Source organism: Kitasatospora sp. NBC_01266, from assembly GCF_036242395.1.
Lineage (GTDB): Bacteria > Actinomycetota > Actinomycetes > Streptomycetales > Streptomycetaceae > Kitasatospora.
In genome coordinates this window covers 546088-560199 of record NZ_CP108458.1, presented here as the reverse complement: position 1 = coordinate 560199, position 14112 = coordinate 546088, and the positions used below count along the sequence as shown (strand labels likewise).

Here is a 14112-nt window from a genome sequence, read left to right as displayed (position 1 = left end):
GACATCGCCGCGCTGCCGGACGGCAGGTCGGCTCTCGGCCGGCCACCACCCCACTGTCGCCCGCCCGCCCGCCCGCCCGCCCGGCTGGCTGGCTGGCTGGCCGAGGCGTAGGCAGGCGAGACGGCCGCGCTGGGTGGGTGGACATCACTCCAACGCAGCCGCCTTGCGCAGCAGTACCGCCCGCTCGCGGGCGTTGCGGCACAGCCGGGCGGCGAGCTCCAGCTCGGCGCGGGCCTCGGTGGTGCGGCCGAGGCGGACCAGCAGTTCGCCGCGCACGCTCGGGAGCAGGTGCGATCCCGACAGGCGGTCGGAGGCGACCAGGTCGTCGACGATGAACAGCGCCTGCTGCGGTCCGCTCGCCATCGCGACGGCCACGGCCCGGTTGAGCTCGACGACGGGTGACGGAGCCACCCGGCCGAGCGCCTCGTACAGGAGCACGATGCGCTCCCAGTCGGTGTCTGGCACCGAGGGCGCCGTCGCGTGGCAGGCGGCGATCGCCGCCTGCAGCCCGTACGGTCCAAGGCCCCGTCCGGCGGCCGCGGCCCGGCCGAGCGCGGCCAGGCCGCGACGAATTGCCGACCGGTCCCACAGGCGCCGGTCCTGGTCCTCCAGAAGCACCGCCTCCCCATCGGGCCCGGTTCGTGCCGGAAAGCGCGCGGCGGTGAGCTCGAACAGCGCGAGCAGCCCGTACACCTCCGACTCACCAGGCAGCAGGGCCACCAGCATCCGGGCCAGCCGGACAGCCTCGTAGGCGAGATCGGGGCGCAGCAGGCGGTCGCCGCTTGTCGCCGTCGAGCCCTCCGTGTAGATCACATACAGGACGCTCAGGACCCCGCCGAGCCGTGCTGGTCGCTCCTCGGACGGCGGCAGCTCGAACGGCACGTGCGCTGCGGCGATCGTCTTCTTCGCCCGGGTGATCCGGGCCTGGACGGTCGGCACGGGCACGAGGAACGCCCGGGCGATCTCCTCGCTGGACAGGCCGCCCACCACGCGCAGCGTGAGCGCCACTTGGGCCTCCGGCGAGAGCACCGGGTGGCAGGCGGTGAACATCAGGGCCAGGACGTCGTCGTTGACCCGGTCGGGGTCCCACGGCAGGTCGTCCGGCCGCTGCGGCGCGCCCGCCGCGCCTGTGCTGAACTCGCCTTCGGCCAGCCGGCCCGCGAGTGCGGCGTACCGCTCGTCGAGCGCCGAGGCGCGGCGGAAGGCGTCGATGGCCCGGCGCCGCCCGGTCGCCAGCAGCCAGCCCACCGGGCTGGCCGGCGCGCCGTCGCGTGACCAGGTGACCAGTGCCTCCGCCAGCGCCTCCTGCGCGACGTCCTCAGCGAGCGCGAAGTCCCCGGTGTAGCGCGCCAGCGCGCCGACGATCCGTGCGGACTCGATCCGCCAGACGGCCTCGACGGCCCGCCGCGCCGACTCGGCGATCGGCGGGCCGTCGGTGGCTTCGGGCATCAGAGCTGGCCGGTCCGCTCGCGCCACGCCCGCTCCTTGACGATCCACTCGTTGTCCTGCGGGAACTCCTCGATGCCCGGCACCCGGCGGACCTCGCACTTCGAGCCGGGGAACGCCGGGAGGCGCTTGGCCCACTCGACCGCCTCCTCCTTCGAGGCGACGTCGATCACGTAGAAGCCGCCGAACAACTCCTTCGTCTCGCCGTACGGCCCGTCGGTGACCACCGGGGCCTGCCCACTGAAGTCCACCACCACGCCCTGCGACGGGTCGTCCAGGCCCTCGGCGGCGACGAGCACGCCCGCCCGGATCAGCTCCTCGTTGAAGCGGCCCACCGTCTCGAGCATGTCCTCGAAAGGCGTCTCCATCATCTTCGCGACGGACTCGTCCGTGCCCCGCATGATCAGCATGTACTTCGCCATCTCCGGCCTCCTTGATCGGGGGTCGCCTCTCGACCCTCTCTACCCCAGGTCGAACGGCGCAGTCGCAGATCGACACGGCAGGCAGACACGGATCATTTTCTTTTGGACAGACGTCTTCTGTCTCACGTTCGGCAGCGGTGGGTGGGAGACGAGAGGAAGTGGCGTGTGGCGGGTGGCGCAACACCCCACGCCGGGGACTCGGTCTGGCCTGGGTCGTGCTGCAGGGAGCGGCCGTCGTTGCGGGTGGCGCACAACTCTGATGGTGGAGCCGGGTATTGGAACTGGCCGAAGGCCTGACCGCCAACGTGATCGACAGCGGCGTTCGGCACTGGCAGGCTGGCGTGGTGCGGATACCCAGACAAGCAGCCAGAGTCGCGGTCCTGGACCCGGCGGGGGCGGTCTTCCTGCTCCGGTACGACAATGAGGAAGTTGGTGTCCACTGGGCGATGCCCGGCGGCGGGATGGATCCGGGTGAGACACCGCTGCAAGCCGCCGAGCGCGAGTTGCGCGAGGAAACCGGGTGGACCGACATCCAGTTGGACGGCACTCTGCTGTGCCTCTGGGAACACGACTTCACCAGGGCCGGTGTGCCTGTTCGCCAGCACGAGCACATCTTCCTCGCGCGCGGCCCCCACCGGGACCCGGTTGGTGATCTCGCCGCCTCACATGCCGCGGACGGGATCCTTCAATGGCGGTGGTGGTCGCCGGAAGATCTGTCCGGTGACATCGAGCCGCTGTGGCCGCCGCAACTGCCCGAACTGCTCGCCGAAGTGCGGAAGAGCGGTGCACCGGTGACACCGATCGACCTCGGCTTTGTCCGATAGCCGGGCTGCCGAAGTACTGGGCCACCGAACCCTTGGGCCGGAGCGGGCCGCGGTTCAGCGCCCGACCGCGGCTCCGGCCAGCAGTTCGGGCAGCTCCCGCATGTCATCGAAGACCACCGTGCCCGGCCCCGCCAGCCGCTCCGCGCGGCTCAGCCCGCCGCAGTAGCCGAAGGACCGCATGCCGGCGGTCCGGGCCGCGCTGAGGCCGAAGTGGCTGTCCTCGACGACCACGCAGGCGCTCGGCTCGACGCCCGAGCGGGCTGCGGCGTGCAGGAAGAGGTCCGGGGCGGGCTTGCCGTGCGCCACGTCCTCGGCGCTGAAGATCCGGCCCGCGAACCGCTCGTAGAGGCCGACCAGCCCGAGGGTGCGGCGCAGCCGGGCGTGGCTGCTGCTGGAGGCCACGCAGGTGGGCAGGTCGATCGCCTCCAGCGCCCCGATGATCCCGGTGACCGGTGTCAGCTCGCGCTCGAAGACCTCGTCGTAGAGCGGGGTGAACTCCGCGTCCCAGTCAGGGGGCAGGCGGTGGCCCAGGTGGTCCTCGATCGCCGCGGTCATCGCGGCGTGGGAGCGGCCGACGAACCGTTCGACGATCTCCTCCTCGCTCAGCGGCCAGCCCAGGGCCGCGAGCACCACCGCGTCCACCTTCACCGCGAGGCGTTCGCTGTCGATGAGGACGCCGTCGCAGTCGAAGATCACCAGTTCGATCATGCCTGGACCCTACCGGGTCACCCGCAGGTGCCCGAAGGCGGCGGGACGCGGCCGGCGCGGTGGGACGTCCTCCAGCCGCCGGGCTCCTCGATGCTCCGCCCGGCGCCGCTTGACCTTGCCCTTGGGGGCAGGGTCTGGGTTCGTCGCGGGTGATGACATGAAGCACCCAGGCCCAGATCACCGCCCTCCTCAACGGCACCCACACCACCACCTGGGACGAACTGCGCACCCTGGTCGACGTCCTGGTCGGCGACCGCACCTACTTCAGGCCCCTCTACACCACCACGGCACCCGCCGCACCCGGCCCCGAACCCACCACTGCGCCCGACAGCCACGACACCCCCGACGCCGGCGCGCAACAGCACCAGGCCCGAGTCGACCGCCGCCGCGCCATGGCCGCCAAAGTCGCCCAACTCGCGGCCACCTCCCGCGACCCGGCACCCGGCCCCCACGCCAGCGCCTGTCAGCCTGGGTTCGGCGGTCGTCGCCGGGCGCCTGGTGCGCGACCTCATGCGGCTGTGCCTGCTCTTCGGGCGCCGGTGTGCGCCGTACGGCAAGTGGTTGGGGAGCGCGTTCAAGCAGTTGCCGGTGGCCGGGGAGTTGTCTGCGTCCCTCCAGGCGACGCTGGCGGCAACCGGCTATCGGGAACGCGCGAAACATCTGTGCGAGGCCTACGAGGTCGTCGCCGTGGTGCACAACGAATCCGGCCTCACACCGTCCCTGGCCACGACCTGCCGCCGGTATCACGGCCGTCCCTATCGGGTGCTGTTCGCCGAGCGTTTCGCGAACGCATTGGTCGAGACGGTCACCGATCGGCAGCTGCGCGAGTTGCCACGAATCGGGAGCGTCGATCAATGGGCGGACAGCACGGACTTCTTGGGCGCGCAGAACCTGCGACACGCTGTGACGGACGCCCTTGCCTGATGCTCCTTCAGTGCGTGATTGATGGTTTCAGTCGTCGCCAGCAGATGATGGCGCAGCCGAGGGTGAGGAAGGCCTGGTGGATGTCGGCGCGGATCTCCCAGCGGATGCGCAGTCGACGGAACCAGTGCGGGAGCGCGAAGGCCGCTTCGACGACCCAGCGGTTCTTGCCCAGGCCGCTGCCGTGTCCGGTGCCGCGGCGGGCGATGGGCGGACGGATGCCCAGCTTACGGACCTGGCGGCGGTAGATGTCGTGGTCGTAGCCGCGGTCGGCGTAGAGCACGCCGGGACGCTGGCGGGGTCGTCCGCGCTTGCCCCGGATCGGCGGCACGGCGTGTATCAGGGGCAGGAGCTGGGTGACGTCGTTGCGGTTGCCGCCGGTCACGGTGGCGGCGAGGGGGATGCCGTGGGCGTCGACGATCACGTGGTGCTTGCTGCCCGTCTCACGGTCCACCGGCGAGGGTCCGGTGGCGTCTCCGTCTTTCAGGGCTCGTAGGTGGGAGCCGTCGACGGAGGCGCGGGACAGGTCCAGGACGTCGCCGGCGCGAAGTTCGGCGAGCAGGAGTTCGTGGAGCTGCTGCCACACGCCTGCCCCGTTCCAGTCCCGCAGCCGCCGCCAGCAGGTCATCCCGGAGCCGAAGCCCAGTTCCTGCGGAAGGAACTCCCACCGGATCCCGGTGTACAGCACGAACAGGATCCCGCACATGACTTTGCGCTGCTCAAGCCGCTTGCGTCCGGGATAGCGGTAGCGCCGCCCCACCACCGGGAGCAGCGGTTCGATCCGCTCCCACAGCCCGTCCTCGATCTCCCACGGCTTGCGCTTCACCGCCCCGGACGCCGTCACACACCCCCACGCCTCGCCGATACCGATGCGAGGACAACACGCAGCCGGTCCGTCGGGACGGTCACGGTGTACGTCAACAAGCTGCCCTGGATCGGCCATGGATCCCGCCTGGCACCGCTGCTGACGGTCGACCAGACCATTCACTGGGCCGACCCGCTGCACCGGATGGAGTCCTTCAAGCCGATCCCTGCCGTCGCGCACCTCCACGGTGGCGAGGTGCCCTCCGGGGACGACGGCGGGCCGAACGCGTGGTTCACCGCGGACGGTCGGCGCGGCCCCGGATACTCCACTCACGGCCCGACCGCGGCGAACGAGGCCGTCTACCGGTACCCGAACGCCCAGCAGTCGTGCACGCTGTGGTTCCACGACCACGCTCTCGGCGTCACCAGGCTCAACGTGTACGCCGGGCTCGCCGCCTTCTACCTCGTCCGCGACCGGTACGACACCGGTCTGCCGGACAATCCGCTCGGGCTCCCTGCGGACCCGTACGAGATCGAACTCGCCATCCAGGACCGGCGGTTCGACACCAACGGGCAACTGCTCTTCCCCGACGGCTCGAACCCGGACTACGACACCTTCGTCGGCCCGCCGCCCAACCCGAAGGCGCACCCGTACTGGATCCCCGCGTACCTCGGTGACGTGATGGTGGTCAACGGCCGCAGCTGGCCGGTACTCAAGGTCGAACCACGCCGCTACCGCTTCCGCTTCCTCAACGGATGCAACAACCGCTACCTGTCGATGAGCCTGACCGACGCACCGAACGCGGACCAGGGCAACGCACCGTCGGCGGTCGCGTTCTGGCAGATCGGCACCGAGGGCGGGCTGCTCGACACCCCCGCCGAGCTCAACACGCCCGGCAGGCCCGAGGCTCCCCGGCTCATGCTCTCGCCGGCAGAACGCGCCGACGTGATCATCGACTTCGCCGGTCTCGAAGGCTCCTCGCTGATCCTGACCAACACCGCGGTCCGCTCCTTTCCCAGCGGCCACGCACCGGATCCGTCACTGGACGGCCAGATCATGAGGATCGACGTCAGCCTCCCGCTCTGCGGCCGGGACACCACCTACGACCCGGCCTCGTGTGCGCCGCTGCGCGGCGGGGCCGGGCGGCCCGCGCCGCTCGTCCGCCTGGCAGATCCCCGCACCGGCCACGTCGCCCCGGGCGTGCCGGTGCACGTCAGACGCCAACTGATGATCAACGAGCAGGACAGCGTCGGCTGTTACAAGCCGCCGCCGCCCGCCGAGCCGGGAACGATCCTCGCGCTGGTCAACAACAGCATGTGGACCGGGCTCCGCGCCGGAACCGACACCCCGATCGACGGCTCCCGGCCCGACCGCTACCGCCAGGGCCTCTGGCTGACCGAACGGCCGCGCGTCGGGGCCACCGAGATCTGGGAGATGCTCGACATCGCCGGGTTCGCGCATCCCATGCACATCCACCTGGTCCAGTTCCAGGTCCTCAACCGGCAGGACGTCGACATCGCGTCCTACACGGCCGCCTGGGCGGCCGAGTTCCCGGGCGGCACGTTCGACGGTCAGAACTGCGACGGCACCCTGGGCAAGGTCAACTACCCGCCGGGGACAGTCATCCCCGGCTACGGGCCGCCCCGCGACTACCTGACCCCGAGCGGACGGCGCCATCGGCGGCAACCCCGCGATCGGCCCCCACCTGACGGGACCGGTCATCCCGCCGAACCCGAACGAGGCGGGCTGGAAGGACACCGTCAACATCCTGCCCGGACAGGTCACTCGAGTGATCGCCCGCTGGGCACCCACGGCGCTGCGCGTGGGCACCGTCAAGCCGGGCGAGAACCGCTTCCCGTTCGACCCGACCGAGGGACCGGGCTACGTCTGGCACTGCCACATCATCGACCACGAGGACAACGAGATGATGCGCCCGTACGCGCCGACGCACTGAACCGGAGAGGCGGCGGACCGGCCACGGTCCGCCGCCTCAGTCACAACCTCCCGCCGGAACGGGGCGGCCGCTGCGCTTCCTGGGGCCTGTCGTCACACCCCCGCCGGGCCCGGCTTGCCTGCCACGGCCTCACCCGGCCTGCGGCCAGGGGGCGCGCCCACAGCGCGTTGTCGCATCGCCCAAGTACGGCCCAGTACGAGGGCGATCCTCCGCCTTGCAGCTGTCCGCCCCGTGGGGGTACCCCCAACCGAAGGCCGGGGGAAACCCGGGCTGATCCGACGGGGGTTCGACGACAGACCCTAGGGTGGTCGACATGTCACAGCACGCGGCACTGCCGCCGGAAGTCCAGCGCGCCACCTCGACCTTCCTGGCCGAGATCGACCGGCGGGCGCCCGGCCTGGTCGAGGGGCTCTATCTGATCGGCTCGCTGGGTTTCGGTGAGTTCTACGCCGACCAGAGCGATATCGACTTCGTCGCGGTGCTCACCACGCGCCCCGACGCGACCGCGCTCGCGGCACTGGTCGATGCCCACGGGGTCGTGCGGGGACGGTATCCGCGCCCGTACTTCGACGGATTCCACGTGGTCCGCGACGACTTGGCGCGGTCGCCCGTACACTGCCCGGACGTGCCGTGCACGCTGGAGTGGGCCTTCGAGGAGGCCGGCCGGGTCAACCTGAACCCGGTCGCCTGGCACGAACTCGCCCGCCACGCGGTGACGGTGCGCGGTCCGGTGCTGACCGAGGCCGAGGTCTGGACGGATGACGCCGCGCTGCGCGCCTTCAGCCACGCCAACTTGACCGCCTACTGGTCCCGCGTCGCCGAGTCGCTGGTGAGCGATCCGGAGCAGGCAGCCACTCCCGAGGCCGCGGTGTGGTGCGTGCTGGGCGTCAGCCGCCTGCACCACCTGCTCGCCACCGGCGGCCTCACCTCGAAGAGCGGCGCCGGGCGCTACGCGCTGACCGCCTTCGAGCCGCGCTGGCACCCGATCATCACCGAGGCTCTGCGGCTCCGCGAGGCGGCGGACACGCCGTCCGGGTACGCCGGCGCGGCGGAACGGCGGGGGAGCGACACGACCGAGTTCACCGTGATGGCGATCGAGGCGGGACTGGCGCTCGGCGGACGATCGGTGACGGTCAGTCAGTGACTGTTGGTCAGTGACGGTTGGTCAGTGACGTTGGTCGGCGGCTGTTGGTCCAGCGAGGGCCGCGCTGTGGCGAGTTGCGGCCCACGGGGCAGGGGCGCGACTGCCCTTGCCCCGTGGGCCGCACGGCCGGCCGGTGCCGCTGGTTCAGCCCCGCTGGTCCAGCAGCGCGATCAGCTCCGCGGTGCTGCCCGTCTCGCCGAGCTTCGGGAAGATGCGGTTCAGGCTGTGCTCGTGCGAGACCGGGTCCAGGTCGGTCACCGCGTCGGTGGCGATGGTGACGTTGTAGCCGTGCTCGTACGCCGAGCGGGCGGTGGACTCGACGCCCACGCTGGTGGCGACCCCACCGAGGACGACCTGGGTGATGCCGCGACGGCGCAGCTCGGCGTCGAGGTCGGTGGCGTGGAAGGCGCCCCACGTCTGCTTGGTGACCGTGATGTCGTCCTCCTCGGCGGGCAGGACCAACTCGGCCCAGTCGGCGGGCAGTTCGCCGCCACGGGCGGCCCGCTCGGTGCGGCCGGGGGCGCCGCCGGTGACGTTCACCTGGACGATCGGCAGGCCGCGCTCGCGGAACGCCGCGATCAACTGCTCGGCGTTGGCGAGGACCTGGTCGATGCCGAAGTCGGCAGCGAAGGCGGTGATGCCCTTCTGCAGGTCGATCAGGATCAGCGCGGTGTCGCGGTCCAGGGTGGTGGCAGTCATGGTGGTTCCTCCTTGTTCCTTGTTCTTCACGGGGTGTTGTTGCCGGATTTTCACGGGGAGTTGACGGTTGATCAGCTGTCTTCCCCGGTCGCGATGATCCGCAGCAGTGGCAGTGCCTCGGCGAGGGCCGCGCGCTGGTCCGCGTCGAGTTCGGTGCCGAGGGCGGTGGTCAGCCAGTCGCGCTTGGCGCGCAGTATCGAGTCCATCGCGGCCCGGCCCTCGTCGGTCAGCTCGATCAGCAGCTGGCGCCCGTCGGTGGGGTGCGGGGTGCGCCGGACGTAGCCCTGCTCCTCCAGTGCCGCCACGGTCATCCGCATCGACTGCGGCCGCACGAACTCCGCCCGCGCCAGATCGGCGGTGGTCGCCGCGCCGTCACGCAGCCGGGCGACGGCCGAACGCTGGGAGGCGGTCAGCCCGCTGCCCGCCGAGGCGGCCCGGGCCCGGCGGAACAGCTGCCCGAGGACGGCGTGGATCTCGCCGGCCAGCGCGGGCAGATCGTCAGGGTTGCTCGGGCTGGTGGGGCTGGTGGGGCTGGCGGGGTGTGCGGCGTCGGCGGGCGGCATGCTGCGAGCGTAAGCGGTCAGGAGGGAAACTTGCAAGCTTGCCTGTTGAGTTTGCCTGTGGACTTTCGTTCTCGACTTTCGCCGCCGAGCCTCGGTTGATCTGCGCCGCGCCGCGCCGTGCCCGTCGGCCCGGCCGTTCGTTGCCCAGGTCGAGCGTCCCGCCGCAACGAGAGGGGGGTCGATGATGACGACCCTGGCCATGCCGCCCGACGAGTTCGCCGCCACCCTGCCCAAGCACGTCGTGTCCGCCGCCGTCCTGCTCGCCGACCCGGATGGCCGGATCCTGCTGCTCCATCAGGCGCAGCCCTACCCGGGTCACCCCGCGTGGTGGCAGTTGCCCGGCGGCCTGGCGGACACCGGTGAGTGCCCGAATCAGACCGCCGCCCGCGAGACCCGGGAGGAGACCGGCATCCAGCTGCCCACCGCGCTGCCACTGCTCGCCGTCGACTACCGCGCTCCCGTGGACGGCTGGCCCTCCGTGATCGACTTCTGCTTCGACGGCGGCACGGCGGAGCCGGGCACCGGGGTGGTGCTCAGCGCCGAGCACGACGACTACGCCTGGCGCCCGCCCGAGCAGTGGCACCCGTACCTGCAACCCGCACAACGTCCGTGGTTCGCCGCGTTGCTGCGGGCCCGGGCGGCGGGGACGGCGCTCTGCCTCAACGACGGTCGCCAGGGCGAGTGAGTCCGGTGTCGGGCCTCCGCGCCGGTGTCAGGCGGTCGAGGATGAACCGGCCGGCCCGGTCCAGTGCCGCGTCGGCTTCGTCGAGCATGCCGGTGCACGACTGGAACACGTGCGGCACGTCGGCGGTGACGTCGAGGATGACGTCCACACCGGCCGCGGCCGCGCGGGTCGCCAGCCAGGTGGAGCGCGCTCAGGCGTTGAGCGACTCGCGGGTGAAGAGCGGGTCTCTGCCGTGCTTGGTCGTCATGCTCGCACCGCTGCGGGTCGCGTCCAGTTCCGGTGAGAACGCGACCGCTCCGGCCGGCCGGGGCAGGCCGGCGTCGCGCGCGGCGAGCAGGGTCAGGACGGCCAGGCTGCCACCGGCCGACTCGCCCGCCAGCACGATCTGTTCGGCCGCGACGCCCTGGTCGAGCAGGTCGCGGTAGGCGGCGACGGCGTCTTCGATCGCGGCCGGGAACGGGTGCTCCGGGGCGAGCCGGTAGTCGAGCGACACCGCCCGGGTGCCGGTGCGCCGAACGAGTGCCGAGGTGGGGTTCCGGGCCGTGTCGGGCCGCTGGTCATCATCGCCTCGAAGGCCCGGCGCAGCTCGTCCGGGCTGAGGGTGGTGTCGAACGGGTTCGCCCGGAGGTGGGCGTCAACGGCCGCGCGCTGCTCCATGCTCATGCGGTTCTCCGGAACCAGGCGGGTGGGGGATCATGGTTCGCGAGGGGTCGGCCCTCGATGAATAGTATTCCGAGGAATATACTTCTAGGGAAGGCGCGGTGCGCGCGTGACTGATCTTGCACAGGTGTTCGCCGATCTTGTCCGGTACGAGACGAGGCTCTACAACGTCCTCGGTGAGCGGTTGCGAGCCGAACACGGTTTGACGGCAGGTCAGTTCGAGTTTCTGCGGATCATCGGCGGCCGCGACGACTGCCGGGTGAACGACCTCGCCCATGAGGTCGCGATCACCGTGGGCGCGACCAGCAAGGCGGTCGACCGACTCGAGGCGGCGGGCTGGGTGAGCCGTCGCCCGAATCCGAGCAACCGTCGCTCCTCGTTGCTCGCCCTGACGGAGGCCGGCGCGGGTCTGCTGGGCGCCGCGACCGTGACCTTCGAGGACGGGCTGCGCAACTGGCTCGCCGACCCGCTGAGCGCGCGGTCGCTCGACCAGTTGGCGTCCACGGTCGCCCTGCTACGACGGACTGTGGAGGATGCGCGCGTCGGCATGCCGACGGGCTGACTACAGGTCCTGGCCCCGCCGGCCGGCCTCGAGCGCCGCGCGGGCGGCGGGCCGGCCGGCGCGGTGCGCGGCATGGACCGGGGCTCAGGCCAGCGCGACGGCGAACAGCGCGAAGGCGAGCACGATGACGCCCACCCGGCCGTAGTGGAACCGGTCCCACCGTCCCATCTGCTGCTTCCAGTCGGCGGGTGCGCCCAGGTCTCAGTCATCAAAACCCGGACGCTACCCGGTGGCCGGGGGCGTCGGCCACCCAATTGGGTTGTGTGCGCCGGTTCCTGTCGGCTGACCGGTCGTCAGCTGCTGGTCGCCGCCACCTGCCTGGCCAGGGCGACCGGGTCGCCGGTCGGCGCGGTCGGGTAGCGGGTGATCCGGTGCGCCCAGGCGTCGTCCGGCGTGAACCAGTCGATCGCGGCCGGCTCCCCGCCGTCGGCGAGTGCGGCGTCCAGACTCGCGAAGTACGCCGCCCAGCGCGGGGCGTAGACGTCGGCGACCAGACCGGACCACTCGCGATTGGCGTAGTCGTGCAACTGCCCGTCCTCGCTGGGTCCGCGGCCACCCCAGGTGGTCAGCAGGGCGCGCGCGTCGTACTCCAGCTGGTCGCGCTCTGCCGGGGAAGCGCCCCAGGAGCGGGCGGCGGCGAGCCAAGGGCCTAGCAGGAAACGGGAGTCGGTGGCGAGCAGCCGGTCGAGCAGGGCCTCGTCCGCGGTCCAACTGCCGGTCAGGCCGGTGAAGGCGGCCCGGTCGCGCGCGGTGTAGGCGGCGGCGATCCGGGGGAGCAGGGTCCGGGCGCGGTTGGCCAGCACCTGCCGGGCCAGGTCGACCACATCGAAGCGGTAGGCGTCGCAGCCCCGCAACTCGGGCGCGACCTGGAGCAGTTCGCCGAGCGCAGCCTCGACCGTCCCGGCCGGGTAGCGCATCGCGGTGGGGCTCCAGGTCGCGGCCGTGCCGGCGGTCAGCGCGGGCCGGGCGGCGAACAGGCTGTCCGGTGGCTCGCTCCAGCCGTCGGACGGCATGCTGTACGGGCCGCGCCGCAGCAACTCCCAGGCCGCGGCGGCATGCGGGTCCGGGGAGCCGTAGCGGCGGGCCGCGTACTCGGCGAACCAGGCGCGCTGGTCGACCGGCCCCTGCTGCCAGGCGAGTTCGGTGAACAGCTCGAAGGCCGCCGGGTTGCCGCCAGTGCCCTCGGGCAGGTAGGCGAGGCCGCGCAGCGCGCTGTCGGGCCGGTCGAGCCACCGGCGGAACCGGTCGGCCCAGACCGCCGTGTTGGCGCCGATGCCGGTGTGGCCGCCGAAGTTGTCGATGCTGCCGAACGCGTACGGCGTCCCGCCCCACTGGCGCTCCCGGTCCAGGCCGTCGTAGCGGTCGGACAGGCCGTCCAGGACCAGCATCCTGGCCCGGTCGACGCCGGACAGCACGGCGGGCGCGGGGTTCTGCTCCCAGCCGAGGATCACCCAGGTCGCGCCCGGGTGCGCGGCGTCCAGCGCCTGTTGGACGGCCCGGGCCGCCGCCGTGGCGTCGACCGGGCCGAGCACGCCGCCCTCGTGCAGCAGGTCCATCTTGTACATCGTGCTGTCGCCGAACCGCTCGCGCTGGGCGCGGTAGTAGGCCGCCGCGAGGCGGGCGAAGACCGGGCCGGTCGGGTCGAGCCAGTCCGGGCGCGTGAAGCCGACCCAACTGCCCTGCGGCACCACCCGTGCACCCGGCTGGCGGTCGGCGAAACCCGGTGGCACGGTGCCGAAGAAGCCGGGCAGCACCGGCGTCATGCCCAGGTCGCGGAGCTGGTCGGCGATCCGCCGCCCGAGCGCCGCGCGGGCCTCGACGAGCTGTGCCGACTCCGGGCCGCCGAAGCCCGCCAGGTTCTGCAGCAGCCACCAGCTCTGGTGTCCGGGCGCGGGAAACCAGGCGCGCAACTCGGCTTCACCGTAACCGAACTGGCGCAGCGCCTGGAGATACGGGTACTCGGCGCCGGTCTGCACGAAGACCTCGTTGACGCCGTGCAGGGCCAGCAGGTCGATCTCGTGCTGGTAGGCGGCGAAGTCGCGGTAGGGGCCCGAGTAGCTGGCGTCGGTGTCGTTCAGCGCGTAGCGGTGCGGCACCGCTGCCGAGCGGGTGATGGCGCCGCTGGTCGGGGCGGGCAGCGTGGCGGGGAGCCGGTCGAGGCTGTCACCCGGCCAGCCTGGGTCCACGCCGGCCACGTGCTCCAGGTACCAGCCGACACCGCTGAGCAGGGTGGCCCCGGAGGTGCCGCGGACGGTGATCGCGCCCGGGGTGCCGTCGATCGAGAACTGGTCGCCGATGGCGGTCCTGGCCACCGGGAGCAGCCTGAACTGCGCGGCGTGGCCGGGCAGCAGGCGGGCCAGGCTCGCCATGGCGGGTGCGGGGTCGAAGGCGGGTGCGGTGGCGGGCGCTGCGGTGGCGGGTGCTGCGCCGGCAGGGGAGTGGGCCGGTGCGGGGGCGGGCGGGACGGTCACTGTCAGCGCCGCCGCCAGCAGCAGGGTGATGCCGGGCCACTTCATCTGCGTCCTCCCGTGCCGTGATCGGCTGGACCGATCCTGGCAGGGAGGGCGGCGCGGATGGTGGACCGGCGAGCAGCGGGTGCTCTGTGGCGCGGTGGATGGGTGAGCTGACGGGTGATCAGCCGTCAGCCGTCAGCCGTTGAACAACAGGTGTCGGATGACAGATTTCGTCATCTGTCACCTGTCGTCCGCCAGTGCTCGGC

The 14112-nt window shown here is 71.9% G+C and carries 15 protein-coding genes and 1 pseudogene; 6 read left to right on the top strand and 10 right to left on the bottom strand.

Going from position 1 to position 14112, the window contains the following annotated elements:
* Positions 1-144: 144 nt before the first annotated feature.
* Together OG403_RS02510 and OG403_RS02505 are read right to left on the bottom strand one after the other, a co-directional pair.
* On the bottom strand, positions 145-1476 hold the full coding sequence (locus OG403_RS02510) for an RNA polymerase sigma factor (protein WP_329561026.1): 1332 nt from the start codon (positions 1474-1476) through the stop codon (positions 145-147).
* The gene (locus OG403_RS02505) at positions 1449-1868 is read right to left on the bottom strand and encodes a YciI family protein (RefSeq protein ID WP_329561025.1); all 420 of its coding nucleotides are present in this window, start codon (positions 1866-1868) and stop codon (positions 1449-1451) included. Before OG403_RS02505 ends, OG403_RS02510 begins: the two co-directional genes overlap by 28 nt.
* A gap of 275 nt (positions 1869-2143) precedes the next feature.
* Between OG403_RS02505 and OG403_RS02500 the strand changes: the two genes are divergently transcribed.
* Positions 2144-2692: an NUDIX hydrolase gene (locus OG403_RS02500; RefSeq protein WP_329561024.1), complete on the top strand. Its 549-nt coding sequence runs from the start codon at positions 2144-2146 to the stop codon at positions 2690-2692.
* 54 nt (positions 2693-2746) lie between these two features.
* Here OG403_RS02500 and OG403_RS02495 read toward each other — a convergent pair whose 3' ends face one another.
* Positions 2747-3400 carry an HAD family hydrolase gene (locus tag OG403_RS02495; protein WP_329561023.1) on the bottom strand — a complete coding sequence of 218 codons (654 nt, stop codon included), beginning with the start codon at positions 3398-3400 and terminating at the stop codon, positions 2747-2749.
* Positions 3401-3898: 498 nt separating this feature from the next.
* On the opposite strand from OG403_RS02495, the gene OG403_RS02490 reads away from it, so the two are divergent.
* Positions 3899-4324: a hypothetical protein gene (locus tag OG403_RS02490; RefSeq protein WP_329561021.1), complete on the top strand. Its 426-nt coding sequence runs from the start codon at positions 3899-3901 to the stop codon at positions 4322-4324.
* Between the two features lie 7 nt (positions 4325-4331).
* Here the strand turns inward: OG403_RS02490 and OG403_RS02485 are convergent, their stop codons facing one another.
* Positions 4332-5147 carry an IS5 family transposase gene (locus OG403_RS02485; protein ID WP_329572061.1) on the bottom strand — a complete coding sequence of 272 codons (816 nt, stop codon included), beginning with the start codon at positions 5145-5147 and terminating at the stop codon, positions 4332-4334.
* Positions 5148-5231: 84 nt separating this feature from the next.
* Here OG403_RS02485 and OG403_RS36630 point away from each other — a divergent pair, with 84 nt between their 5' ends.
* Positions 5232-7499, top strand: a complete 2268-nt coding sequence (locus tag OG403_RS36630; RefSeq protein WP_442910851.1) for a multicopper oxidase domain-containing protein — start codon at positions 5232-5234, stop codon at positions 7497-7499.
* Positions 7394-8224: an aminoglycoside adenylyltransferase domain-containing protein gene (locus OG403_RS02475; protein ID WP_329561017.1), complete on the top strand. Its 831-nt coding sequence runs from the start codon at positions 7394-7396 to the stop codon at positions 8222-8224. Before OG403_RS36630 ends, OG403_RS02475 begins: the two co-directional genes overlap by 106 nt.
* Before the next feature lie 144 nt (positions 8225-8368).
* Here the strand turns inward: OG403_RS02475 and OG403_RS02470 are convergent, their stop codons facing one another.
* Positions 8369-8923, bottom strand: coding sequence for an isochorismatase family protein (locus OG403_RS02470; protein WP_329561016.1), 555 nt, complete (start codon positions 8921-8923; stop codon positions 8369-8371).
* 71 nt (positions 8924-8994) lie between these two features.
* Complete coding sequence (locus OG403_RS02465; RefSeq protein WP_329561014.1) at positions 8995-9486, bottom strand: MarR family winged helix-turn-helix transcriptional regulator; 492 nt, start codon at positions 9484-9486, stop codon at positions 8995-8997.
* A gap of 181 nt (positions 9487-9667) precedes the next feature.
* Between OG403_RS02465 and OG403_RS02460 the strand changes: the two genes are divergently transcribed.
* A complete protein-coding gene (locus OG403_RS02460; RefSeq protein WP_329561012.1) occupies positions 9668-10171 on the top strand; it encodes an NUDIX hydrolase in 504 nt (167 codons plus the stop codon).
* Here OG403_RS02460 and OG403_RS02455 read toward each other — a convergent pair.
* Entirely contained in the window at positions 10146-10319 is a 174-nt protein-coding gene (locus OG403_RS02455) for a hypothetical protein (protein WP_329561011.1), read from the bottom strand. The genes OG403_RS02460 and OG403_RS02455 overlap by 26 nt on opposite strands.
* A gap of 42 nt (positions 10320-10361) precedes the next feature.
* A complete protein-coding gene (locus tag OG403_RS02450) occupies positions 10362-10664 on the bottom strand; it encodes an alpha/beta hydrolase fold domain-containing protein (protein ID WP_442910850.1) in 303 nt (100 codons plus the stop codon).
* A 294-nt stretch (positions 10665-10958) separates the two neighbouring features.
* Between OG403_RS02450 and OG403_RS02445 the strand changes: the two genes are divergently transcribed.
* On the top strand, positions 10959-11393 hold the full coding sequence (locus OG403_RS02445; RefSeq protein ID WP_329561009.1) for a MarR family winged helix-turn-helix transcriptional regulator: 435 nt from the start codon (positions 10959-10961) through the stop codon (positions 11391-11393).
* 84 nt (positions 11394-11477) lie between these two features.
* Here OG403_RS02445 and OG403_RS02440 read toward each other — a convergent pair.
* Together OG403_RS02440 and OG403_RS02435 are read right to left on the bottom strand one after the other, a co-directional pair.
* Positions 11478-11582, bottom strand: a pseudogene (locus tag OG403_RS02440) (DUF1772 domain-containing protein); the annotation flags it as partial.
* 104 nt (positions 11583-11686) lie between these two features.
* Positions 11687-13909 carry an alpha-N-acetylglucosaminidase gene (locus OG403_RS02435; protein ID WP_329561007.1) on the bottom strand — a complete coding sequence of 741 codons (2223 nt, stop codon included), beginning with the start codon at positions 13907-13909 and terminating at the stop codon, positions 11687-11689.
* Between the last annotated feature and the right edge of the window lie 203 nt (positions 13910-14112).